The sequence below is a fragment of the Streptomyces sp. 840.1 genome (assembly GCF_003751445.1).
Classification (GTDB): domain Bacteria; phylum Actinomycetota; class Actinomycetes; order Streptomycetales; family Streptomycetaceae; genus Streptomyces.
In genome coordinates, this window is the sequence record NZ_RJUU01000002.1 from 1,127,382 (window position 1) to 1,150,319 (window position 22,938).

Genomic DNA, 22,938 nt, shown 5'->3' on the forward strand with positions numbered 1-22,938 from the left:
ACCACTTGCGCATCACGTGAACGGATAAGCTCACTTTTGGGGCTGTTCCTTGGGGGGAACACAGGTGGCTCCGGGGGGAAGGCGGGCGTTCCGATGCCAGACGCAGATCAGCTGCCGTACGCAGACCGGCGCGGGCCGTTCCGTGACCGCCGTCTGCTGGTCGTCTCGACCAACTACGCGCCCGAACTCACCGGAATCGGCCCGTACGCCGCGCAGCTCGCGGAACACTGGGCCGCGTCCGGCGCCGAGACCCACGTGCTGACCGGCATGCCGCACTATCCGTCCTGGCGCACCGAGTCGGCGTACCGGGGGGTGTGGCGGACCGAGGAGCAGCGCTCGGGGGTGACGGTCCACCGGCGAAGACACTATGTGCCGCCCCGTCAGAGCGCCCTGCGCAGAGCGGCGTTCGAGGCAACCGTCCTCGCCCATGGCCTGGTCTCCCCGCCCCCGGTGCGGGCGGACGCGGTGATCTCCCAGATGCCGAGCCTCGCCGGCGGCGTCCTGGGTGCGCGGCTGGCCCGCCGCCACCGCGTCCCGTACATACCCGTCGTGCAGGACCTGATGGGCGCCGCCGCCGCGCAGAGCGGCATCCGGGGCGGCGACCGGGCGGCGGCGGTGGCATCCCGGGCCGAGCGGTACGCACTGCGCGCCGCCTCCCTCGTCGGCGTCATCCACGAGAGCTTCGTCCCCCGGGTGACCGCCTACGGCGTCGACCCCGGACGCATCCGGCTGGTCCCCAACTGGACCCACGTGAAGCCCCCTTCGGCCGAACGCGCCGTGACCAGGGCGCGGCTGGGCTGGCCCGGGGGCACCCCGGTGGTCCTGCACTCCGGGAACATGGGGCTCAAGCAGGGCCTGGAGGTCCTCGTCGACGCGGCCAGGCTCGCCCCCGGGATACGCATCGTGCTGATGGGCGACGGCAACCAGCGCGAGGCCCTGCTGGCCCGCGCGGCCGGGCTGCCCAACGTCGAGTTCCTGCCGGCGGCGGGGGCGGACGATTTCACCGACGTCCTGGCCGCCGCCGACGTCCTCGCCGTGACCCAGCGGGCCTCCGTGCTCGACATGAGCGTGCCCTCCAAGCTGACCTCGTACTTCGTCTCGGGCCGCCCGGTCGTCGCCTCGGTGGCGGACGAGGGGGGCACCGCCCAGGAGGTGCAGCGCTCCGGCGCCGGGCTGCTCGTCGCACCTGAGGATCCGGCCGCGGTACTGGCGGCCGTACGCAAGCTCGTCGAGCAGCCGGCCGCCGCCGACGAACTCGGCGCCCACGGACCCCGGTACGTGGCACAGCACCTCGGCCGGGAAGCCGGCCTCGCCCGCTTCGACGCACTGCTCACCGAGGTTCTTCAGGACGCCCAAGGGAGACCACGCCGATGACCCAGCCGATCCGCGCCCTGGAGGACCAGGACGAACCCGCGCTGCTAAGGGACCAGTTCAGGCAGCTCCTGCGCTATCGCGCTCTGCTCGCATGCGGCGTGGTCCTCGGACTGCTCGGCGGCGGCTGGCTCGCCCTGAGCGGCGAGGACACCTACAGCTCCACCGGCGAGGTGTCGGTGCGCTCGGCCGCCTCGGACCCGTTCGCGGCGGGCGCCTCGGCCGACAAGGGCATCAACATCGGCTCCGAACGCCAGACCGCCGTCAGCGACGCCGTGGGGACCGTGGCGATCGGCTCGCTGGCCAAGCACGGCGACCGGGTGGAGGTCGGCAAGCTGCTGACCGGACTCCAGGTCACCAACCCGCCCAACACCCTGGTCCTCAGGTTCTCCTACACCGCCCGCGACCCCGAACAGGCCAGGGCGCGGGCCCAGGCGCTCGCCGAGGCCTACCTGGAGATCCGCAGGGAGCGCACCGAGAACAGCATCGACAACATGGTCGACGGCTACCGCGCCCAGCTGAAGCCGCTCACCGAACAGCGCGACCGGCTCGCCGAGCAGGAGACCGGCACCGTCGGCAGCGACGTCACCAGCGCCCGCGCCAACATCATCGTCGCCATCTCCGAACTCAGCCAGAAGATCTCGGAGTTGCGCGCCCTGGACACCACGCCCGGCTACCTGAACAAGAAGCCGGTCGCACCCGAGCAGCCCACCGGCGCCGGACTGCCCCTGCTCCTCGGACTCGGCGGCGTCGTCGGACTCGCACTCGGCCTGCTGCTCTCCTGGGTACGGCTCGTCTTCGACCCGGCGGTCCGCTCCACCAGGGAACTCGTCCGCTCGCTCGGCGCCCCGCTGCTCGGCACCCTGCCCAGGGAGCGCGCCGCCGCGGGCCGGCTGCTCGCCATCGGACGCGGCGGCAGCCGGCTGGCCGAGGAGTACCGGGCGGTGGCCTTCCGGCTCGCGTACGACCCCTCGTTCGCCGAGCGGCGTCGGCTCCTGGTCACCGCGCCCCGCGGGGACAACGCCATGGCCGCAGCCGCGGCGGTCAACCTGGCGGCCGCCTTCGCGGAGATGGGGCGCGACGTGCTGCTGGTCGAGGCCGATCTGCGCACTCCGTCACTGGCCAGGGACCTCGGCGCCGCGACCCGGGGCGGACGGCCCCGCTGGGCCGCCGAGCGCGACGAACGGGGCTGGCCGTCCGACAGCCGCACCAACGTGGACGTGCCCGGCTCGGGGGCCTTCACCCTGATCGCGGGCCGCCGGATGGACAACGTGCCCCGCGCCCTGACGTCCGCGCCCGTCGGCCGGATCGTCGCCGAGGGCGGCCGGCCGGGAGCCGTCGTGATCGTGCTCGCCCCGCCCGTCCTCTCGTTCGCCGACGCCGTCGCGCTCATCGACCGGGTGGAGGGCGTCGTGGTGGTCTGCGACCCGCGCGAGGTGCACCGCAGCGACCTGGAACGGATCCGCGAGATCATCGGCGCCGCGGGCGGCTCCGTGCTCGGCACCCTGCTGCATCCCGGACACGGGCGGGCCGAGCGCCGGGCCCGCCGGAAGGCGGCCGAGCGCGGCGCCCGCGACGCGCAGGCACCGGGAAGGGGCCGCGACGGGCAGGGCGGCCGCGCACAGCCGGACGGAGGTCCCCGGACCGGCGGTGGCCGCGCCGCAGACCCCGCCGAGACGCTCGGCCTGCGCACCCTGGACGCCGGCAGCACCAGGCCCGGCGGCGGCAACGGCCAGGGCGGCGGCAGCGGCCACAGCAGCTCCGCAGGACACAGATGAAGGCACGCACCGCGGTCGCCTGCTCGGTCGCGGACCAGGGGGTGGCGGCGCTCACCAACATCGCGGTCCTGGTGGTGGCGGCCCGGCTCTCCACCGTCTCCGACTTCGCCCGCTTCTCCGGCGTCTACCTGGTCTTCACCGTCCTGCTCGGCGTCTTCGGCGCCTACACCGGACAGCCGCTCGTGCTGCGCCGGGGCGCGGGCGAGGAGACCCGCGGCGCCTGCCGCTCGGCCGTCGCCTTCACGCTGCTCGTCTCGGCCGTCCTCGGCGCCCTGCTCGCCGCCGTCTGCGCGGCCCTCGCGGGGGACACCGCGCGGGCCCTGATGGCGCTGGGACTCGTGCTGCCCGTCGTCCTCGCGCAGGACACGGCCCGCTACGCCTTCGCCACGCTCCAGGCGCAGCACCTGGCCCTGGCCGCGGACACGCTCCGGCTGGTCTGCGTGCTCGGCGCCCTGACCGTGCAGCCGCACGGTGCGTCGGCCGCCCGCCTGGTCGCCGTCTGGGGCCTGTCCGCGCTGCCGGCGCTCCTGCTGTCCGTCACCGTGCTGCAGCGCCGGACGGCCGGAACGCCCCTGCGGCTGGTACCGCTGCTGCGGCGCGGGTACCTGGGCCGGCGGTTCGTCGTCGAGTTCGGGGTGGGCAACGCCGGCAGTCAGCTCTCCGTGCTCGGCCTCGGCGTGGTCGGCAACCCCCTCGTGGTCGGTGCGCTGCGCGGCGCGACCACCCTCTTCGGTCCGCTGAACGTGCTGTTCACCTCCGCCACCGGCTTCGGCCCCCCGCTGCTCGGACGGCTCGCCACCGACCGGCTGCGGGTGCGGGCCACCGCCGCGCTGGCAGCTGTACTGGCGGCGACCGCCGCGGGCTGGGCCACCGTTCTGGCCCTGCTGCCGGGATCGGTGGGCCGCCACCTGCTGGGGGATACCTGGCCCACAGCGGCCGCGCTGCTCCCGGCGACCGGCAGTCAGTACGCGGCGATGGCCGTCGGCACCTGCGGGCTGCTGGCGCTGAGACTGCTCGATCCGCGCACCACGCTCTCCATCCAGGTGGTCTTCTCGCTCACGGCGGTGGGCTTCCTGATCGGCGGGTACTGGCTCGGCGGGGTGCCGGGCGCCGCCTGGGGCCTGTGCCTGGGTTCCGTCTGCAAGGCGATCGCCACCTGGAGCAGGGTGGCCCGGCTGAACCGTCGCGGGGGCCCGGCACGGCCCCCGGTCAGTGCGACCGCCGTCCGTTCCGCTCCCTGAGACTCGTGACCAGCGCCAGGCAGAGCGCGGCGACCGCCAGCTTCCCGGCCGCCTGCAGCAGCGGGCCGCGCAGCAGGATGAAGGTGTACCCGGCGATCAGCGGAGCCGCGATCGCCAGGACGCTGCCGGGCCCCGGGCCGTCCCGGGAGACCGCCCGCGCGTACCGCCGGTCGGTGCGCGCGGCCGCGTAACCGATCAGGGCGAAGCCGCCGATCATTCCCGGGGGGCCGAAGTCGACCCACAGCTCGGTCCACAGTGGCGCCGAGAGGTTGGTCATGTTCATCCCCATCCACTGCCCGACCCGCACCCCGGTGTCCTCGGGCTTGCCGCTCCACGCCGCCCTGGGCACGAAGAAGAAGACGGATCCGGCCAGTTGACGGCCGTAGGTGTGGCCCCGGGTGTCGACCCAGGAGATGGTGTTGGCGAACATGACGGTCTGGTCGTAGTCCTTGGTGGCCAGCGGCTCGAAGACCGAGGACGACTGGACCGGCCGGTACCCGGAGTCGTCGTAGCGGAACCGGTCGGCGTACGGGAACAGCACCAGCGCCCCGATCACCCCCGTCGCCAGCACCGAGCGGTACATCGCCGCGCTGCTCGGGAACGCGGTGAAGAGGAACGAGACCAGTACGGTCAGAAACCAGTAACGGGCATTGGATATCGGGTTGTTCACGACCAGGTTCACGATCAGGAGCGCGAACCAGACCAGTACGGTCGAGGGTGCGCGGCGGGCCCGGCGCGAGGTCACCAGGCGCCGGGTGAAGAAGAGCAGCGCGAGCAGCGCCGGAACCGTGCCGAACCCCTTGAGGAACGCGGAGCCCACATTGGACCCGCCCGACACCACCCCGCTCTCCGCGACCGACGCGCTGATCTCCTGGCGGCTGGAGAAGAACACCGCGGGCCCGCCGAGCTTCAGCACGTAGTAGCCGCTCGCGGCGAACGCGAGCAGCACCAGCAGCCGCAGCCGGACCGGGTGTGCGGTGGCGCCGGTGCCGCTCCCTCGGTCGGTCGTACGCCTGCGCAGTGGACGCCGGGACGCCAGCAGCGCCCCGAGGTCGAACGCCGCGCACCCCACCAGGACCAGCGCGATCGCGGTCACCAGATCGGAGCGCGGCCCGACCAGCGGGGTCGGGGTCTGCCCGATCACGGCCTGGGCGAACGGGGCGACGCCCATCGCGATGTACACGAACATCCAGAAGACGCCCTGCAGCAGCCGGCGCCGGGTCGACAGGATCATGGTCGCCAGCCGTGCCCCCGAGTAGCACGTCAGCACCAGCTGCAGCCAGTACCCGGTGTCCCGGGTCCCGCTCCCGGGCTGTGCGGCGATCAGCGCCGGCAGGAAGCAGACCAGGCCGAGGATGAGCGGTACGGCCATCGCGCGCGACAGCATCGCCCACGACATGGGCTTGGCAAGCGGCTCCACCCGGCTCGGCGGCCCGCCCCCGAGGCCGGGACCGGACGGTGCCACACCGTGCACGGACGTCATCTGTTCCCCGTTCCGTGATCCTGTGAACACTCTAACGAATCAACCCACTTGGGGTGATGTGATGACTAGTCTGTGAAGTGCTGCCGAGGTCGAGGGGAACCCTGGTGAAGATCCTGCACGTCGTCACACTGCACACCCCGGACCACGCGTTCGGCGGTCCGACCCGGGTGGCCCTGAATCTCTCCGGGGTCCAGCGCGCCGAGGGGGACGACGCCCGGATCATGGCGCTCGGCGACGGCTTCGACGGGCCGCTGCCCTCCCACGTGGAGGGAGTGCCGGTCCACCTCCACCGGGCCCGCCACCTGCTGCCCCGGTTCGAGGTCAGCGGCATCACCTCGGGCCCCCTGCTGCTGGCCGCACGCCGGATGATGCGCGGTGCCGACCTCGTCCACGTGCACCTCATGCGCGACCTGGTGACGCTGCCCGCCGCGCTCCTCGCCCTGCGGTCCGGGACCCCGCTCGTCGTCCAGACCCACGGCATGGTGGACCCGACCGAGAACCGGGTCGCGCAGCTGACCGACCTGCTCGGCGTACGGAGGGTCCTGCGCCGCGCCGACGCCGTGCTGCACCTCACCGAGGCCGAGCGCGTCGATGTGAACGCCGTCGCGGCCCCCGTCCCGCTCACCCGGACCGTTCGCCTGGTCAACGGCGTACGGCCGCAGGAGCGCAAGCCCGGCCGGGACCCCGGGCGGCCGCCGACGGTGCTCTTCCTCGCCCGGATACAGGAGCGCAAGCGCCCCCAGGACTTCGTCGCAGCGATGCCCGCCGTCCTGGCGGAGCACCCGGACGCCAGGTTCGTGCTCGCGGGACCGGACACCGGCGCGCTGCCCGGCACCCTCCGGCTCGCCCGCGAGCTCGGCGTGCTGGACTCGCTCGACCACGTGGGACCGCTCGGCCACGAAGAGGTGCTGGAAGCGGGCCGGCAGGCCGATGTGTACGTCCTGCCGTCCATCGAGGAACCCCTCGGCGTCTCGGTCCTGGAGGCGATGTCCGTCGGCACCCCCGCCGTCATCACCCGCACCTGCGGCCTCGCTCCCGACATCGCGCGGGCCGGGGCGGGCCGGGTGATCGACAGCCGGGTCGGCGAGGACGCGGCCAACGCGGGAAAGGTCGCGCGGGCGGTGCTGGAACTGCTGGAGCCGAAGGCCAACGCCGAGGCCGGGCAGGCCGCCTGGGAGCTGGTCGGCTCGGACTTCACCATCGACGTGGTGACCCGGACGCTCCGGCGGACCTACGAGGACGTGGTCCGCCGGAAGCGCCGGTGAATCAACGGGCAGGCGCCTCGCGCGACTTCAGCGCGATCTGCCACCGGTAGAAGCTCATCGCGAGGGCGAAGTCGAAGCCCGCCCGTCCGTCCAGGAAGCCCCGCCGGTACACGTACATGTACGCGAACGACACCAGCGGCTTGAACGGCGCCTTGTGGAACAGCTGCCCCTGACGGGACTTGACCCTGCGCACCTGCTCCTTCACCTCGGGATGGTGCTCCAGCCACGCCTCCCAGTCCGAGTACCGGTTGTGCCGTTCGAACCAGGCGGTCACCGGGTCGAGGTCCTGGTGCTCGATCGGGTTGCGCAGCGCCCCGGCACTCTCCGCGACCGGCTGGTAGTGGCCCTCGACCTCACCGATGCCCGGCGCGTCGAGATCCCCGACGTCCGGGTACCGGCTGCGGGTGCGGTCGGTCAGTGACCGCTTGCGGATGGTGTAGCCGTGCCGCAGCCGCTTCCCGGAGAACCAGTACCCCAGCGGGATGTCGTACGCGGCGGGTCTCGGCGCGTCCGGATCCGCGAAGACCTGCCGCAGCTCGGCCAGCAGACCGGGGCTCAGCCGCTCGTCGCCGTCGAGCAGGAGGATCCAGTCCAGGTCCGTGCGGACGTGGTCCAGGCACCACTGCTTCTTACGGGGGTGACCGCCGTCCCAGGTGTACATGACGACCTCGGCCCCGCACTCCGCGGCGATCTTCGCCGTGTCGTCCGTACTGTGCGAGTCGACCACGACGACCGCCTCGAAGTGGCCGAGGACCGATTTCACCGCCTCGGCGATGTTGAGCCCCTCGTTCTTCGTGGGGATGGCCACGGCTATCGGCAGTCTGTTCATCCGTTGCCTCCTTCGGGCAGCCAGGCGTAGCAGCCTGTGGAGGTGAAGGCGCGGGCCGTCGCCGGGATGGTGACGCTGCTGCGCTTCCCGTCGTCGGACGAGCCCGACGCCAGGACCCTGCCGTTCGCGCCGGTGACCTCCCAGCCGCAGTTCTTGGTGGGTGCGACATCGCGGTAGCGGCCCGGCCGCAGCCGGGCCCCCCGGTACGTGCCGTCGGGGTACGCCCGCGCGGCCTGTTCCACCAGGCCCCGGTGCTGGGTGCACAGCTGGCCGGCGGCGGGTTCGGCATCAGCGATCTCGCCCGTGGCCACGGCCCCGATCGCGATGTCCCGGTCGACCTTGACCAGGTACGTCAGCCGGTCGCAGGTCTCCTGGCCGCTCTGGAGCACCGCGGCCGGGTCCATGCCCCTGGGCACCCGGTCGACCAGGTACTTCTTCTCCTTCCTGGTGAACGTGCCGGTGGCCGGAGTGAGTTCGTCGGTAGGCGTCTTGGGCACCGCGCTGGAGCGCGAGGCCCGCGGAGCGGCCGGGGCGGAGCCGTCCGGCTCCGCGGACGCACCGGCCGCCGGCCCCGCCGGCGCCGACGCCGCGGGGCCGGCGCCGACCGTCTTCTCCCCGCCCCCGCCCGGTGAGGCGGAGGAGGAACCGCAGGCGGCCAGCGCCGCCGTCGTGATCACGACGGCGGCGCCGGCCAGGAACGGATGTCTCATCCACCTGTCCTCAGGGCGTAGTGAGCACTGACCTGGGCGGCGGTAAGCGCGGTCGGGTACACGGCGGTCTCGTCGATCTGCCCGGCGAAGAAGTCGCTCGCCGGACGGTTCGGCCAGGTCGCCAGGTTGTCCCCGCCCACCCGCCAGTAGCCGGTGTAGGACTCGTTCGTGGTGTACCGCGTGTTCGAGGCGCGGAGCTGTCCGTCCACGTAGAGGGCCATGCCGCCGGAGCCCTGGGTGGCGACGACGTGGTGCCAGGCACCGTCGTTGTAGGCCCCGGTCGTGCTGACGGTCTGGCCACCGCCGTTGTGGGTGCCGAAGGTGAGACGCCCGTTGTTGAGCATGTACACGTGCTTGTCGTACTTGCCGCTGTTCTCAAGCGTGTTGGAGCCGAAGCCGATGATCTTCCCTCCCCGGGTCGTCTTCGTCTTGATCCAGGTCTCCACGGAGAACTTCGAGGTCTGGTTGTGGCTCCGGTTGCTGTACGCGTACTGGGTACTCCCGTTGAACCCGATGGCGGTCGAGGGGCCGGACACGGCCGCCGGGGTCTGCCGGTAGGAGGGCGTGTTGCGCAGGAAGCCGTTGTCCTTGCCGGCCCCGGTGTCGGCGGCGAAGGTGGACGTGCCCTCGTCGTAGCGCCAGTAGAGGCTCGCCCCGTCGGACAGCACCCTGGCCGGGTAGCTCTCCGCCTTCGCCGCCACGGTCGCGGTCACCGCCGGCGACTTGGCGCTGGTGTTGATGCCGTCGCTCGCGGTGATCCGGTAGGTGTGCGTCTCGCCCGCCGCGACGGCGGTGTCCGTCCACCGCAGCTGCGGCCGGTCCCAGAACACCGAGTAGCCCGTCGTCGTGTACACGGGGGCGCTCGCGCCGTCCTTGTAGATCCGGTACGTCAGCTCGCCGTCGTCGGTGTCGAAGCTCGTCTGCCAGTTCACGTCCACCTTGCCCGCGGCGACCGTGGAGACGCTGACGTTGGGCACCCAGGGCGCCCCCGTGTCGGGCCCGTCGGCGAACCGGGTCAGCCCCTGCTGCGGAGAGCTGTTGACGGTGGTGAACTCGCCGCCCACCCACAGGTAGTGGCGCCCGCCCTTGTCGGTCTGGGCCAACGACCGGGGGCCGACCGGCTCCCCGATCCCGTCGTTGGTGTCCGGGAACCACGGCAGCAGCTTGGGGTCGTCCACGGACTGCGCCAGCAGGTGCTTGCGCGGCTGGTCCGGGAACTCGCCCATCGAGGAGCAGTCGTGCGCGTGGCTCCCGCTGTACAGAACCCCGCTGTGCACCAGGACGGCCTGGGTGGCACCGAGGCAGGTGTCGCGCCACACCTGCTGGAAGGTGGTCAGGTCCACCGCGATCCGGCCGTCGAAGACCCCGCCCCCGGTGCCCTCGTTGGCGGTGTAGAACTTATTGGCGTCCGCCGTGAGGTCCTGCACCGTCGAGGTGTTCGGGATGAAGCCCGGGTAGCTCTTGTCCAGGGCGCCCGTCGTCGCGTTCACCACCGCGAGCGCGTGCGAGGTGGTGCCGTTGACGGTGAAGAAGTCGCCGCCGATCACCACGTGCGAGCCGTCGGGAGTGACCTGGAGGGCCCGCCCGACCTCGTCCGTGTTGGCCTTCCACGGCTTCAGCTCCGCGCCCGTGGTGACCGCGGCGAACTTGTTCCGCGTCTGCCCCGCGACGGTGTTGAAGTCGCCGCCGAGATAGACCGTGTCGTCCGTGACGGCCAGGGCCCTGACCGTCGCGGACACGGCGAGCTTGAAGTTCGTGCGCGGGGTGCAGGTCGCCGTGTCGATGGCCGCGATGTTGCTCACCCCGACGCCGTTAACCGAACCGAACTGGCCACCCGCGTATAGGGTTTCACCGTCGGGGGAGAGGGTCAGGGCCCGCACGGTCGCGGTCCCCGAGGACTGCGTGAACGACAGCTCGCAGCCGTTCGGCGCCCCGGTGGCGGCGTTGAACGCGGCGAAGTTCAGCGCGGGCTGTTCGGACGTCCCGGCCGGTGCGTCCGGCGGCCGTACGGTGGAGAAGGTGCCGCCCGCGTAGACGACCCCGTCGTCCGTCGCGGCCATCGACCAGACGATTCCGTTGGTCTGCCAGGTGGAGAGGTCGTCGGCGGTGATCGAGACCGGAGGGGTCAGCGCCGACGCCGGGGAGCCCCCGGCAGCGGCGGCGCTCAGGGCCCCGGCGAGCAGGCAGAGCGCGGCGGCCGCGGCCCGTACCCGGCCGCGCCCACGGGATCTGCGCCCCGTACTTTCGTTCATCATTCAGCTCCGAAGGTGAGAACGAGCTGCGGCCGGTGGGCCGCGGTTGAGACGTCGCCCGGCCTGCTGCGCCGCGAATTCGCTCCGTAGCAGGTCAGGGCGAGCGAGTAGGCGGAGCACAGGGCCCCGCCCGGCGCCGGCGCGAACGGTTCCACCGGGCATTGGGCGGAACCGGCGGTCGCGCCGGGGATGGTCCCCGGCACCGTCGGGGCGAGCGACGGGCGGGAGTCGTGGGTGAGCCCGGGGCCGCTCACCGGTCCACCCGTACGGCGGCCCCGGTGAGCTGGTCGGCCAGCTGCCGCACATCGGCGTCGACCATGATCCGGGCCAGCTCCCGGGACTTCACGGCAGGTTTCCAGCCGAGCAGCTCCGCCGCCTTGGACGCGTCCCCGACCAGTGCGTCGACCTCGCTGGGGCGCTCGTACTTCGCGTCGTGGCGGACGTGCTCGCGCCAGTCCAGACCGGCGTGCTCGAAGGCGTACTCCAGGAACTGCCGGACGCTGACCCCCTCGCCGGTGGCCACCACGTAGTCGTCCGGGGCGTCGCACTGGAGCATCCGCCACATCGCGTCGACGTACTCGGGGGCGTAACCCCAGTCGCGTACCGCGTCCAGGTTCCCCAGGTGCAGATGCGTCTGGAGCCCCGCCTTGATCCTGGCCACCCCGCGAGTGATCTTCCGGGTCACGAAGGTCTCGCCGCGGCGCGGGGACTCGTGGTTGAACAGGATCCCGTTGACCGCGAACATCCCATACGCCTCACGGTAGTTGACCGTGGACCAGTACGAGTAGACCTTCGCGACGCTGTACGGGCTGCGCGGGTGGAACGGTGTCCGCTCGTTCTGCGGGGGCGGGCTGGCGCCGAACATCTCGGAGGAGGAGGCCTGGTATACGCGGGTGTCGATCCCGCTGGCGCGCACCGCCTCCAGGAGCCGGGTGGTGCCGAGCCCGGTGATGTCCCCCGTGTACAGCGGCGCGTCGAAGGAGACCCGGACGTGCGACTGCGCGCCGAGGTTGTAGACCTCGTCGGGCCGGATGTCGCGCAGCAGGTTCACCAGGGCGACCCCGTCCGCGAGATCGGCGTGATGCAGGACGAAGGAGCGGTCCGCCTCCTCCGGGCCCTGGTAGATGTGGTCTATCCGCTCGGTGTTGAAGCTCGACGAACGGCGGATGAGTCCGTGGACCGTGTATCCCTTGTGGAGCAGCAGCTCGGACAGGTACGAACCGTCCTGTCCGGTCACGCCGGTGATGAGCGCGGTCTTCGCCACGTCTCCCCCTTCTGTGGTCGTCCGTGAGGCTGTTGGCCGTCGAAATTTCAGAGTTTGAGCGATCTGCGGTAAAACGTCACCGCGTCATGGAGCTGCTGGCACAATCCGAGCCATGACGACTGAACTGCCCGGCCCTTCCCAGGAATCCGTCCCCTCCCTGCTACGGCCCGGCGCCCGGGTGTTCGTCGCCGGCCACCGAGGTCTGGTGGGCTCGGCGCTGGTGCGCCGGCTGAGCGCCGAAGGTCACGAGGTGATCACCCGGGGCCGCGACCGCCTGGACCTGTGCGACGCCGGGCGGACCGAGGCCTTCCTGCGCGAGACCCGGCCGGACGCCGTGGTGCTGGCCGCCGCCAAGGTCGGCGGGATCATGGCCAACAGCACGTACCCGGTGCAGTTCCTGGAGGAGAACCTCCGGATCCAGCTGAGCGTCGTCGCCGGGGCGCACGCGGCGGGCGTCGGGCGGCTGCTGTTCCTCGGCTCGTCCTGCATCTACCCCAAGCACGCTCCGCAGCCCATCCCCGAGAGCGCCCTGCTGACCGGCCCGCTGGAGCCGACCAACGAGGCGTACGCGCTCGCGAAGATCGCCGGCATCGTGCAGACCCAGTCCTACCGGCGGCAGTACGGCGCCTCCTACATCAGCGCGATGCCCACCAATCTCTACGGGCCCGGCGACAACTTCGACCTGGAGACCTCGCACGTCCTGCCCGCGCTGATCCGCCGCTTCCACGAGGCGGGCTCGAGCGGGGCGCCGGCCGTCACGCTCTGGGGCTCCGGGAGCCCCCGGCGGGAGTTCCTGCACGTCGACGACCTGGCCGCCGCCTGCGTGCTGCTGCTGGAGCGCTACGACGGCGACGAGCCCGTCAACGTCGGCACCGGCCAGGACCTGACGATCCGTGAACTCGCTGCGACCGTCGCTGATGTGACGTCCTACCAGGGCAGGGTGGAATGGGACAGCGGCAAGCCGGACGGCACCGCGCGCAAGCTGCTCGACGTCTCCCGGCTGACCTCCCTCGGCTTCGTCCCGCAGATCGCGCTGCGTGACGGCATCGCCGCCACCTACGCCTGGTGGCTCGCCGAACAGGGCGCCAAGGTCTGAGCGGGCGCCGGCCCCGGCCCGGCCCGCCGGGTGGGCGGGCACCGTCCCGCCGCCCACCCGGACCCCTCCGGCACCTCGCACCGGCCGCCGCACTCAGTACGCCCCTCGGCCGTCGGTGACGGCGCGCAACGTGCGGGCCATGAGGCCCATGTCCGTGGCCACCGACCAGTTGTCCACGTACCAGAGGTCCAGCGACACGGTCTCCTGCCAGGACAGGTCGGAGCGCCCGCTGACCTGCCACAGGCCGGTCAGCCCCGGTTTGACCGAGAGCCGCCGCAGCTCGCGCTCGTCGTAGCGGGAGACCTCGTCCGGCAGCGGCGGGCGCGGACCGACCAGGGACATGTCACCTCGAAGGACGTTGAGGAGCTGGGGCAGCTCGTCCAGGGACGAGCGGCGCAGCAGCCGGCCGACGCGGGTGACCCGGGGGTCGCGCCGCATCTTGAACATCGGGCCGTCGCTCTCGTTGGACGTGGCCAGCCGCTCGCGGCGCTGTTCGGCGTCCGCCACCATCGTGCGGAACTTCCACATGGTGAACGGCCGGTTGTGCTGCCCGTGGCGGATCTGCCGGTGGAAGACCGGCCCGCAGGAGGTGAACCGGACCGCCGCGGCGACCAGCAGCAGCAGGGGAGCCAGCGCGAGCAGGCCGAGGACGGCGCCGGTCCGGTCCACCGCGGCCTTGAGCGCGGCCTGCGGCCCCCGTCGAAGTGGCGGCACGATGTGCAGCAGGGTCAGCCCGGCCGCCGACGCGGGACGGACCCGGCCCGCCGCGATCTCCGAGAGGTGCGAGAGCACGGACAGCTCCAGTCCGCCGTCGTGCAGCCCCCAGGACAACTGTCGTAATCGCTCCTCGGTGAGTTCGGGGCCCGGTATGACCAGGGCCAGGTCCGCCTCGTGCGCGAAGGCCGCACCGAGCACCGTCGAGGCGTCGTCGTCGGCCGGCGCGGGCGCGAGCCGCCCCGGGACCGGGGTCTCGCAGCTCAGTGCCGCCGTCCCCACGGGCACGGCGGCCACCACGAGGTAGCCGTGGTCCGCCCGGGAACCGAGCAGCCGCACCGCCCGGTCCACCCCCGCGGCCGCCCCGACCACCAGCACCCGGCGGGCCGGCCGTCGCCTGCGCCGCCCCGGCAGCCGCCGGACCCCCGACACGGCCGTCGTCGCCAGCAGCCCGGGAATCAGCGCGACGACAGCCGCCGCCGGATCGATGGACCCGTCGGCCACCGTCCAGAGCACCGCGAGCACGCCGATGAGCACCAGCCAGTCCCCGGACGCGGTCAGCGCCCCGGCCGGCCGGCCGGGTGTCCGGAGCGAGTACCGGCCGCGCGCGGCCCGTACGCAGCCCCAGCCCAGCGCCGCCGCGACCGCACCGGCCAGGGCCCGGGGCTCGCCGTCGGTGCGCAGCACGAGCCAGCCGGGAATCCCGAGGCCGAGCAGGTCGAAGCAGATGACCAGTGGCAGATACCGGCCAGGTCTGTTCTTCGGCCCTGGCCGGGCGGAACGCTCGCGCTGTACGGTCGGGCCCTGTGGCAGCCGGTCGAACTCCTGGCTGCGGGGCCGGTTCGAAGTGGTCCGTGGAAGCGGCGCCCCAGCCAGTCCCACGGGTCCTGATATTCCGGTTTCGGGTAGCTCGACATGCCCCATGAACCCCCCAGTCACAGTTGCATCTCCACAAACGGGGCGCATCCGCCGATCCTGTGGACTGACGGATGCGCCCTCGCTCGGTGCACGATATCCACACACGTGCCATTTCGCTGGAGTTCCAGTGAAGTTCAGACATGTGGTGTGAGCCGGAACTCGTCCCGTTCCGGGCTGGATCACAGGTTCTGTGCGGGGGTGTTGGTATTTGGGACGCGCCGGAATCGGGCGGTGTGCGGATATGTACCGGCGCCTCGCCAACTACTGTACGTGGTCGGCCGGTTGGTCTGTGCTGCCTGCTCGCCGGCGAGGCTCACAACGCTGTCTGGGAGAATGCACCGCCGGGGGACTGCGCCCGGCCACGAGCGAAAGAGGACGAACGGTGACTCCCGCGGAGATGAACTGGGCCGGCAATGTCACGTTCGGGGCGAGGCGGCTGTGCGTCCCCCGCTCGGAGGCCGAGCTGCGGGAGACGGTGGCCGCTTCCACCTCGGTGCGGCCCCTGGGCACCCGCCACTCGTTCAACGACGTCGCCGACACCACAGGGGACCTGCTCTCGGTGGCGGGACTGCCGCGCGTGGTCGAGATCGACCCGGCCGGGGGGACGGTGACGGTGAGCGCGGGGCTGCGCTTCGGCGAGTTCGCCGGGGAGCTGCACGAGGGCGGCTTCGCGCTGCACAACCTGGGTTCGCTCCCGCACATCTCGGTGGCCGGCGCCTGCGCGACCGGGACCCACGGTTCGGGGGTGGGGAACCGGTCGCTGGCGGGCGCCGTCCGGGCCCTGGACATGGTCACGGCCGACGGCGGGACGCTCTCGCTGCGCCGCGGTGACGAGGAATTCCCCGGAGCGGTGGTCGCGATGGGCGCGCTGGGTGTGGTGACCCGGCTGACGCTGGACGTGGTCCCGGCCTTCGACGTACAGCAGTGGGTGTACGAGGACCTCCCCGAGTCCCGGCTGACCGGCGCTTTCGACGAGGTGCTGTCGGCCGCGTACAGCGTCAGTGTCTTCACCGACTGGCGTCCGGGGCCGGTCGGCCAGGTGTGGCTGAAGGAGCGGGTGGGGAGCGGGGGAGTGCGGCAGGCGCCGGCCGAGTGGCTGGGCGCACGGCTCGCGGACGGTCCGCGCCACCCGATCCCCGGTGTGCCGGCCGGCAACTGCACCCGGCAGCAGGGCGCGGCCGGAGCCTGGCACCGGAGGCTGCCGCACTTCCGGCTGGAGTTCACCCCGAGCAACGGAGACGAGCTGCAGTCGGAGTACTTCGTGGCCCGGGAGGACGCCGCGGCCGCCTACGAGGCGCTGGGCCGGCTCCGGGACCGGATCGCCCCGCTGCTCCAGATCTCCGAGATCCGTACCGTCGCCGGTGACGACCTGTGGCTCAGCCCGGCGTCCGGCCGGGACTCGGTGGCCTTCCACTTCACCTGGATACCGGACACCGTGGCGGTCGCGCCGGTGCTCGGCGAGATCGAGGAGGCGCTGGCCCCGTTCGGCGCGCGGCCGCACTGGGGCAAGGTGTTCACCACCGACCCCGGCGTCCTGCGCACGCTGTACGGGCGGTACGCGGACTTTGAGAAGCTGATGGCCCGGTACGACCCGCACGGCACCTTCCGCAACGACTTCCTGGACCGGCACTTCCCGGGCTGACCCCGGACGCGGCAGGGATCAGCGGCCCTCGCGCTCGTCCCTCGCCCTGGAGGGCCAGGCCGCCGCCGACCGGCCCGGCGCGAGATGGTCCACCACATCGGCCAGCTCCTCGCAGGCGCGCTCGATCCGGCGCCGGATGTTCTGCTGCTCCGCCACGATCGCGGCCAGCAGCAGCGAGGTCAGCGCCACGGCCCCGTTCAGGACCGTGAGGTTGATCATCACCTCCAGCATGCTGTGCCCGGCGAACGGCCCCACCTGCTCGGTGCCCGCGACCACCGCCAGGACGGACACCAGCAGCGCGCACGGAGCACTGCCCGCCAGCTGGAACCGCAGCGCCGCCCAGATGAGGATCGGGAACACCAGGTAGAGCATCGACAGCGGGCCCCTGGTGGCCACCAGTGAACCCGCGACCGTGACGGCCAGCAGCGCGCCGGCCTCGATCCACCGGTCGGACATCCGGGGCAGCCGCGCCTTGCGCAGCACCACGAGCACCAGCGGCGTGACCACCAGCACCCCCATGGCGTCCCCGGCCCACCACGCGACCCAGACCGTCCAGAACCCGGTGGCGGGCAGCTTGCCGTCCACCGCCAGCATGGCGCTGCCCACCGTCGCGCTGACGGCCATGCCGGCCAGCGCCCCCAGGAAGACCAGCAGGACACCGTCGCGCAGCCGGTCCAGCTCCGCCCGGAAGCCGACCCGGCGCAGCATCAGACAGGCGCAGACGGGTGCGAGCGTGTTGCCCGCCACGACGGCGGCCGTCGACGGCGTCACGGAGCCGCTGAGCGTGGCGATGACGACCAGGGAGCCGATGGCGATCCCGGGCCAGATGCGCAGTCCCAAGATGAGCAGGCAGCCCAGGGCGATGCCGGTCGGCGGCCAGAGCGGTGTCACGATCGCACCGTGGACGGTCACCTGCCTCAGCAGGCCGAGACCCCCGCCCACGTAGTAGGCGGCCGCGACTGCCAGGATGCGCAGCAGCGCCGCGGCCCTGCGCCGGTTTTCCTCACTGCGGATCACGGTACTCATCAGATCTCATCAGACACCGGACCCGGCTGGAGGCGGCGGCGTGACACGCACCGCCCCGGTCACCTCGCTATCCGGGGGCCGCGGGAAACGCGTCGTGGCGCACGACGAGCACGGCGGCGTCGTCCTCGTGCCCGGTGCGCTCCGCCGTCCCCAGGATCGCGTCGGCCAGCTCCTCCGCGTCGTCGCCGACCCGGGAGCGCACCAGCCGCACCACGGCATCCAGCCCCTCGTCGATCGAGTAGGACGGTCCCTCGATCACCCCGTCGGTGAGCAGCACGAAGGCACCGGGGGTGGTGAGCCGGCGGGTGGTGACCGGGTATTCCTCACCGGTCTGGATGCCGAGCGGCAGACCGCCCTCGTCCTCGGTGGTGCCCGAGCGCCCGTCCGCCGTGGCCCACACCGCGGCGACGTGGCCCGCCCGCGCGCTCTGGAGCACCCGGGTGACCGGGTCTATCCGGACGAAGGTGCAGGTGGCGAGGAGACCGGAGTCGACGGACAGCAGCAGGTCGTTGGTCCGCCGCACCACTTCGCCCGGATCGGCCGCGGTGACGGCCAGGGCACGCATCGCGATCCGGATCTGCCCCATGAAGGCCGCCGCCTCGACGTCGTGTCCCTGTACGTCCCCGATGGCGAACGCCAGCGAACCGTCCGCGAGCCGGAAGCCGTCGTACCAGTCGCCCCCGATGTCCAGCCCGCTGCGAGCGGGCGTGTACCGGGCGGCGGTCTGCAGCCCCGGCAGGGCGGGCAGGGACGAGGGGAGCATCTCCCGCTGAAGCGCCTCCGCCAGCTCCACCCGCGCCTGATGGAGCTCCACCTCGCGGCGTGCCCGGGAGGTGAGCTGATGCAGCGTGGTCAGCAGTTCCTCGGCACTGGCCGAGCGGGGAGGACGACGCCGGTTCATGGGCCGCTCCGCAGTGGCTGTGGTGGCGAGCCGCACCACAGGGTCTGTCGTGGCGGGACGATCCGGGAGGTCAACGCTTCGGATCCGGTACGGGGCCGCGCGCCGGCTGCTCCGGACGAGGCTCAGCTCATCGTATTTCGGTGCGGTGATCCGCGCAGGCCGAGCCGCTCCCGGCGGCGGGAACGGGCGGGGTGAGCGGGTTGGGTGGATGCTGGGAGGGAGCCTGTGTGGCGGCGTCGTACGGCGGCCGGCGCGGGCCGGGAGGTGTGCGATGAACCGGACGATGGAGTGGACGGTCCACGTTGATCTGTCCGAGGAGGACGGTGCGACGAAGGCGGAGGCGGTGCTGGACACCGGCACGGCGAGACTCACCGGCCACGGGGTCGCCCGCTGCAGCCCGCAGGACCCCGACGTACCCACCATCGGTGACGAACTCGCCGCGAGCCGTGCGATGCGCGATGTCGCGGCCCAGCTGATGAGCGTGGCCGACCGGGAACTCGGCGAGGTGGGGGCGGGGCGTCCCGACGGGCCCGTTCCGCCGCCCTACGCCTGGACGGACGCGACCGCCTGAGCGCGGCCGCGTCGCCTGTCGTGCTCGCGAGGGGCGCCGTAGCGTGAGCGGCGAGTGGACCGGTCCACGTGAACGAGAGACCCCCGGGTGACGCCATGTGCTGGAGCGCGACCGCTGACCTGGTGGCGGGCACCGCCATCGCGGCGACCGGCGCCGCCTGCGTCTTACGGGCGCGCCGGGCCCGCGATCTTCCGCTCGCCGCGCTCCCGCTGCTGCTGGGCGCCCACCAGATCGTCGAGTCCGCGGTGTGGCGTGCGGACGGCGGCTCCGGCCCGGCGACCGTTGCCTGGGCGGTGATCGCCCTGCCGCTGCTGGCGCTGTGGGTACCGGTGGGCGTGCTGTGCGCGGCGCCGCCGGACGCCCGGCGCCGGCTGCTGCTGCCGCTGGCGGCCGGCGCCGCGACATCCGCCGCGCTCGGGTACGCCCTGTCCGTCCGGCCGGTGACCGCGCAGATCCGCGGGCACACCCTGGGCTATGTGCTCGATCTGCCGCGCCCCGGTCTGCTGGTCGCGGGCTATCTCCTGGCCACCGTCGGATCGCTGCTGCTCTCCGGCGACCGGTGGCTGCGGTGGCTCGGGGCGCTGGCCGCGACGGGGGCCGCGGTCTGCGCCGCGCTGTGGCGGCTGGAGTTCATCTCGACCTGGTGCGCGTTCGCCGCCGTGTGCTCGGTCGTCCTGCTCGGCTGGTCCGGGCGGCGCCCCGCCGGGAACGCGGCACCCGCCGGGCCGTGAGACCGGGCTCATCACGTGTTCGAGGGAACCTCCGTGCGTACTTCCCGGGGGTAACGGAACGGGCGTTCAGGTCCGCCGGTGCGGTGCCTGTTACAGATTCCGGGACCGGATCCGCAGACCGCGCGCGGGCCGGGGGAGGCGGGCAGGACGGCGCGTCCGGCCTCGTCAACCCGGTGCCGCACGGGTGGGTGCAACGGACAGGAATTGACAGGTACCCGGAGGGTTCGGTGGGTGGTGCCTGCAGTCGCGTGTGACGGAAATGTCCGCGCTTCGTAACACGTACCGGGGCGCTGTTCGCGGAACGGGCAGCGGGGTCAAAGTGTGGCTCCCGGCACCACGCCGGGACCGAACAAGGCCCGGACCGCATGGTTTGGGCCAGCACCTGAGGGGTCTTCATGTCCCGTTCCGCACGGCGGATCACCGCCACCGTCATCGCTTCCGGCGCGCTCCTGGCCGCCGCCGCACTTCCGGCGACGGCAGACGGCCACAGCCACAGCCATGGCGACAGTCACAGCCATGGCGACGGCCACGGCCGTGGCCACGAGCACGGCCACAGCAAGCCCGCCCCGCGCTCGGCCGTCGTCCTGGGCAAGATCCAGTACGACAGCCCCGGCCGTGACAACGGTTCGAACCGCAGCCTGAACGGTGAATGGGTCACCGTCACCAACACCGGCCGCAACTCGGTCAACCTGCGCGGCTGGACCCTCAGCGACGAGAGCCACCGCACCTACCGCTTCGACCTGCGTCTGGCCGGCCGCTCCTCGGTGCGCGTGCACACCGGTGTCGGCCGCGACACCCGCCACGACGTCTACCAGGACCTGCGCCGCCAGGTCTGGGACAACAGCGACACGGCGACTCTCAAGGACGCGCGCGGCCACAAGGCCGACTCGAAGTCCTGGGGCCGTCACCACGGGGGCCGCCGCTGACCGCTCCGTAACCCGGGGCCGCTGACGGCCTCCTGACCGCGGCGCACCACGGCCCGTCCGGCCGGGGTGCGCCGCACCCGTTTCACCGGGACCCGTCAGGGCCCGCCCTCCGGAGCCGGGATCTCCTGCTCGGTCCACAGGGCCTTGCCCTCGGAGCCGTACCTGGTGCCCCAGTGCGTGGCGAGCTGCGACACGATGAACAGACCTCGGCCGCCCTCGTCCACCGTGCGCGCGTGCCGCAGGTTGGGCGCCACCGGACTGGTGTCGTGGACCTCGCAGGTCAGGGTGCGGTCCAGCAGCAGACGCAGTTGCAGCGGCGGGGTTCCGTAACGGACCGCGTTGGTGATCAGCTCGCTCACGATCAGCTCGGTCGCCTCGATCGTCTCCTCGTCGAGGCTCCATCCTTCGAGCCGGTCCCGCACGAGGGTACGGGCGACGGCCGGCGTGGTCCGGTCATGGGCCAGCTCCCAGGTCGCGACCCGGTCGGGCGGGACGACGCCGGTCCTGGCGAGCAGCAGCGCGGCGCCGTCGGGATGGGCGCCGGCCGGCAGGCTGTAGACGATGGAGTCGCACAGCTGCCGCAGGGGGCGGTCCGGGTAGACGAGCGCCTCCCGCACCCGGGCCGCGGCCTGAGCGTCCGGCAGCAGCGAACGGGTGAGGAACGCCAGCACACTGCCTTCGTCGAGGTGGATCGTCGCCGTGGCGAAGGGCGCGCTGTCCTCGGAGAACAGCGGCGGGCCCTCCGGTACGTCGAGGGCGACCGGGCTGCCGTCGGGTGCGACGACGACCGGCGCCGGATGTCCCGCCCGCGCCACGGTGCAGGTCCGGGCGAAGGGATCGTAGACCGCGTACATGCAGGTCGCCGTCAGGGACTGGTTGTGCAGCGAGTCGCCCGGCGGCAGCGCCCTGCGCTCGCGCGCCAGCCGGTCGGCCGTGTCATTGAGCCGGGCCAGCACCTCGTCGGGCTCCAGGTCGAGGCCGGCCAGCGCGTGGATGACCGTGCGCAGCTGCCCCATGGTGATGGCCGTCTGCAGCCCATGCCCCTCGACGTTGCCGATGATCAGCGCGGTGCGCGCACCCGACAGGCCGACCGTGTCGAACCAGCAGCCGCTGTTGCGCCCCGGAAGGAGCACGTGCGCGGTCTCGACGCCGATCCGGGCACCGTCGTGCTGGGGGAGCAGCCTGCGCTGGACGGTCGACGCGATCACGTGGTCGCGCTCGTAGCGCCGGGCGTTCTCGATGCTCAGCGCGGCATGGGCGCCGGCGGTCAGGGCGAGGGCGAGGTCGTTCTCGTCGTACGGCTCGACGCCCCGGAACCGGTAGAAGCTCACCAGGCCGAGCACGGAGCCGTGAAGTTTCAGCGGCACCACGATCAGCGAGTGCGCCCCGGACACCTCGATCATCTGCGCGGTGTCCGGATCCGAGTCCAGCCACGGGGTGTCCGGGCCGAGCGTGGACAGCCGGGGCCGCAGATCCGTGACGGCGAGCGCGAACGGCGTACGGTCGGGCAGCCGTCGCATGTCCCCGGCCATGGCGTCGCCACCCGACCCCCGTTGGGCCGCGCGGCGCAGCGGGACGTCGCGGCCCAGCGGACTCACCGGCGGGGGCGAACCCCGCAGGACCTCGTCCACCACCTCGACCACGGCGAAGTCGGCGAACCTCGGCACCAGGGCGGCGACCAGGCCCTCGCAGGTCGCCGCCACATCGAGGGAGTGGCCCACCTCCCGGCGCACGGCCGTGAGGCAGTCCGCGCGGGCGCGCGCCTTCTCCCGCTCGTTGACGTCGACGACCGCGGCCAGCACCCCGAGCGGCCGCCCCCCGGGGCCGTCCAGCCGGTGCAGGGTGACCCGCAGGCTGTGGTCGGGACCCGGCGCCTGGGCCAGCCGCCCCCGGATCACCCGGTCGAGCACGGGCACGCCGCTCTCCAGCACGCTGCGCAGCAGTTGTTCGGCCTCGTCCGGATCGTCGAGCCGGTACGCCTCGGTGAAGTGCAGTCCCACGAGCTGTTCGGCAGAGACGGCGTCGGACAGGGCGTTGACGCGCTCCACCCGCAGCTCGGTGTCCAGGACGTGCAGGCCCACCGCGGACTGGCTGAACAGGGCGTCCAGGAGCGCCGCCGCCATCACGTCGCCCGTGGTCGTCCCAGGGACCGCTCCACCGGCGTCCGACACGTCGCACCCCCATCAGGCTCCGCCGTCCCAGCGAATCAGCGGCTCTCGG

18 protein-coding genes are annotated in these 22,938 nt (G+C 72.6%); 9 read left to right on the plus strand and 9 right to left on the minus strand.

Annotated elements, in window-relative coordinates:
- Positions 1–93: 93 nt before the first annotated feature.
- From EDD93_RS31115 to EDD93_RS31125, 3 genes are read left to right on the plus strand one after another with little or no spacing between them, the layout of a single operon-like run.
- Complete coding sequence (locus tag EDD93_RS31115) at positions 94–1,374, plus strand: glycosyltransferase (RefSeq protein WP_123528817.1); 1,281 nt, start codon at positions 94–96, stop codon at positions 1,372–1,374.
- Complete coding sequence (locus EDD93_RS31120; protein ID WP_123528819.1) at positions 1,371–3,149, plus strand: lipopolysaccharide biosynthesis protein; 1,779 nt, start codon at positions 1,371–1,373, stop codon at positions 3,147–3,149. The genes EDD93_RS31115 and EDD93_RS31120 overlap by 4 nt, the downstream gene beginning before the upstream one ends.
- A complete protein-coding gene (locus EDD93_RS31125) occupies positions 3,146–4,390 on the plus strand; it encodes a hypothetical protein (RefSeq protein ID WP_123528821.1) in 1,245 nt (414 codons plus the stop codon). Before EDD93_RS31120 ends, EDD93_RS31125 begins: the two co-directional genes overlap by 4 nt.
- Here EDD93_RS31125 and EDD93_RS31130 read toward each other — a convergent pair.
- Entirely contained in the window at positions 4,359–5,873 is a 1,515-nt protein-coding gene (locus tag EDD93_RS31130; RefSeq protein ID WP_185092575.1) for a hypothetical protein, read from the minus strand. The genes EDD93_RS31125 and EDD93_RS31130 overlap by 32 nt on opposite strands.
- Before the next feature lie 104 nt (positions 5,874–5,977).
- On the opposite strand from EDD93_RS31130, the gene EDD93_RS31135 reads away from it, so the two are divergent.
- Complete coding sequence (locus EDD93_RS31135) at positions 5,978–7,138, plus strand: glycosyltransferase (protein WP_123528823.1); 1,161 nt, start codon at positions 5,978–5,980, stop codon at positions 7,136–7,138.
- A gap of 1 nt (position 7,139) precedes the next feature.
- Here the strand turns inward: EDD93_RS31135 and EDD93_RS31140 are convergent, their stop codons facing one another.
- The 4 genes from EDD93_RS31140 to gmd form a co-directional block, all read right to left on the minus strand.
- Positions 7,140–7,967, minus strand: a complete 828-nt coding sequence (locus EDD93_RS31140; protein WP_123528825.1) for a glycosyltransferase family 2 protein — start codon at positions 7,965–7,967, stop codon at positions 7,140–7,142.
- Positions 7,964–8,677, minus strand: coding sequence for a hypothetical protein (locus tag EDD93_RS31145; protein WP_123528826.1), 714 nt, complete (start codon positions 8,675–8,677; stop codon positions 7,964–7,966). Before EDD93_RS31145 ends, EDD93_RS31140 begins: the two co-directional genes overlap by 4 nt.
- On the minus strand, positions 8,674–10,929 hold the full coding sequence (locus EDD93_RS31150) for a LamG domain-containing protein (protein ID WP_123528828.1): 2,256 nt from the start codon (positions 10,927–10,929) through the stop codon (positions 8,674–8,676). Before EDD93_RS31150 ends, EDD93_RS31145 begins: the two co-directional genes overlap by 4 nt.
- 250 nt (positions 10,930–11,179) lie before the next feature.
- Positions 11,180–12,193, minus strand: a complete 1,014-nt coding sequence (gene gmd / locus EDD93_RS31160; RefSeq protein WP_123528830.1) for a GDP-mannose 4,6-dehydratase — start codon at positions 12,191–12,193, stop codon at positions 11,180–11,182.
- A 112-nt stretch (positions 12,194–12,305) separates the two neighbouring features.
- On the opposite strand from gmd, the gene EDD93_RS31165 reads away from it, so the two are divergent.
- Positions 12,306–13,289, plus strand: coding sequence for a GDP-L-fucose synthase (locus EDD93_RS31165; protein WP_123528832.1), 984 nt, complete (start codon positions 12,306–12,308; stop codon positions 13,287–13,289).
- A 93-nt stretch (positions 13,290–13,382) separates the two neighbouring features.
- Here EDD93_RS31165 and EDD93_RS31170 read toward each other — a convergent pair whose 3' ends face one another.
- On the minus strand, positions 13,383–14,885 hold the full coding sequence (locus EDD93_RS31170) for an exopolysaccharide biosynthesis polyprenyl glycosylphosphotransferase (protein WP_185092576.1): 1,503 nt from the start codon (positions 14,883–14,885) through the stop codon (positions 13,383–13,385).
- A 418-nt stretch (positions 14,886–15,303) separates the two neighbouring features.
- On the opposite strand from EDD93_RS31170, the gene EDD93_RS31175 reads away from it, so the two are divergent.
- On the plus strand, positions 15,304–16,563 hold the full coding sequence (locus EDD93_RS31175) for an FAD-binding protein (RefSeq protein WP_123528835.1): 1,260 nt from the start codon (positions 15,304–15,306) through the stop codon (positions 16,561–16,563).
- Positions 16,564–16,581: 18 nt separating this feature from the next.
- On the opposite strand, the gene EDD93_RS31180 is transcribed toward EDD93_RS31175, so the two are convergent.
- Together EDD93_RS31180 and EDD93_RS31185 are read right to left on the minus strand one after the other, a co-directional pair.
- Positions 16,582–17,580: an MASE1 domain-containing protein gene (locus EDD93_RS31180; RefSeq protein WP_123529482.1), complete on the minus strand. Its 999-nt coding sequence runs from the start codon at positions 17,578–17,580 to the stop codon at positions 16,582–16,584.
- Between the two features lie 76 nt (positions 17,581–17,656).
- Positions 17,657–18,490, minus strand: coding sequence for a PP2C family protein-serine/threonine phosphatase (locus tag EDD93_RS31185; protein ID WP_123528837.1), 834 nt, complete (start codon positions 18,488–18,490; stop codon positions 17,657–17,659).
- Positions 18,491–18,761: 271 nt separating this feature from the next.
- Here EDD93_RS31185 and EDD93_RS31190 point away from each other — a divergent pair, with 271 nt between their 5' ends.
- The 3 genes from EDD93_RS31190 (at position 18,762) to EDD93_RS31200 (ending at position 20,718) form a co-directional block, all read left to right on the plus strand.
- Positions 18,762–19,061 carry a DUF1876 domain-containing protein gene (locus EDD93_RS31190; protein ID WP_123528839.1) on the plus strand — a complete coding sequence of 100 codons (300 nt, stop codon included), beginning with the start codon at positions 18,762–18,764 and terminating at the stop codon, positions 19,059–19,061.
- 95 nt (positions 19,062–19,156) lie between these two features.
- A complete protein-coding gene (locus EDD93_RS31195; protein WP_123528841.1) occupies positions 19,157–19,792 on the plus strand; it encodes a DUF6629 family protein in 636 nt (211 codons plus the stop codon).
- A gap of 395 nt (positions 19,793–20,187) precedes the next feature.
- Positions 20,188–20,718 carry a lamin tail domain-containing protein gene (locus EDD93_RS31200; RefSeq protein WP_123528843.1) on the plus strand — a complete coding sequence of 177 codons (531 nt, stop codon included), beginning with the start codon at positions 20,188–20,190 and terminating at the stop codon, positions 20,716–20,718.
- Positions 20,719–20,813: 95 nt separating this feature from the next.
- Here EDD93_RS31200 and EDD93_RS31205 read toward each other — a convergent pair whose 3' ends face one another.
- Positions 20,814–22,889: a SpoIIE family protein phosphatase gene (locus EDD93_RS31205; RefSeq protein WP_398905676.1), complete on the minus strand. Its 2,076-nt coding sequence runs from the start codon at positions 22,887–22,889 to the stop codon at positions 20,814–20,816.
- Between the last annotated feature and the right edge of the window lie 49 nt (positions 22,890–22,938).

Coding starts and splice junctions, on each gene's coding strand:
- EDD93_RS31200 (WP_123528843.1), top strand. CDS start 20,188: ATGTCCCGTTCCGCACGGCGGATCACCGCCACCGTCATCGCTTCCGGC.
- EDD93_RS31130 (WP_185092575.1), bottom strand. CDS start 5,873: ATGACGTCCGTGCACGGTGTGGCACCGTCCGGTCCCGGCCTCGGGGGC.
- EDD93_RS31125 (WP_123528821.1), top strand. CDS start 3,146: ATGAAGGCACGCACCGCGGTCGCCTGCTCGGTCGCGGACCAGGGGGTG.
- EDD93_RS31195 (WP_123528841.1), top strand. CDS start 19,157: ATGTGCTGGAGCGCGACCGCTGACCTGGTGGCGGGCACCGCCATCGCG.
- EDD93_RS31190 (WP_123528839.1), top strand. CDS start 18,762: ATGAACCGGACGATGGAGTGGACGGTCCACGTTGATCTGTCCGAGGAG.
- EDD93_RS31120 (WP_123528819.1), top strand. CDS start 1,371: ATGACCCAGCCGATCCGCGCCCTGGAGGACCAGGACGAACCCGCGCTG.
- EDD93_RS31145 (WP_123528826.1), bottom strand. CDS start 8,677: ATGAGACATCCGTTCCTGGCCGGCGCCGCCGTCGTGATCACGACGGCG.
- EDD93_RS31165 (WP_123528832.1), top strand. CDS start 12,306: ATGACGACTGAACTGCCCGGCCCTTCCCAGGAATCCGTCCCCTCCCTG.
- EDD93_RS31185 (WP_123528837.1), bottom strand. CDS start 18,490: ATGAACCGGCGTCGTCCTCCCCGCTCGGCCAGTGCCGAGGAACTGCTG.
- EDD93_RS31115 (WP_123528817.1), top strand. CDS start 94: ATGCCAGACGCAGATCAGCTGCCGTACGCAGACCGGCGCGGGCCGTTC.
- EDD93_RS31140 (WP_123528825.1), bottom strand. CDS start 7,967: ATGAACAGACTGCCGATAGCCGTGGCCATCCCCACGAAGAACGAGGGG.
- EDD93_RS31150 (WP_123528828.1), bottom strand. CDS start 10,929: ATGAACGAAAGTACGGGGCGCAGATCCCGTGGGCGCGGCCGGGTACGG.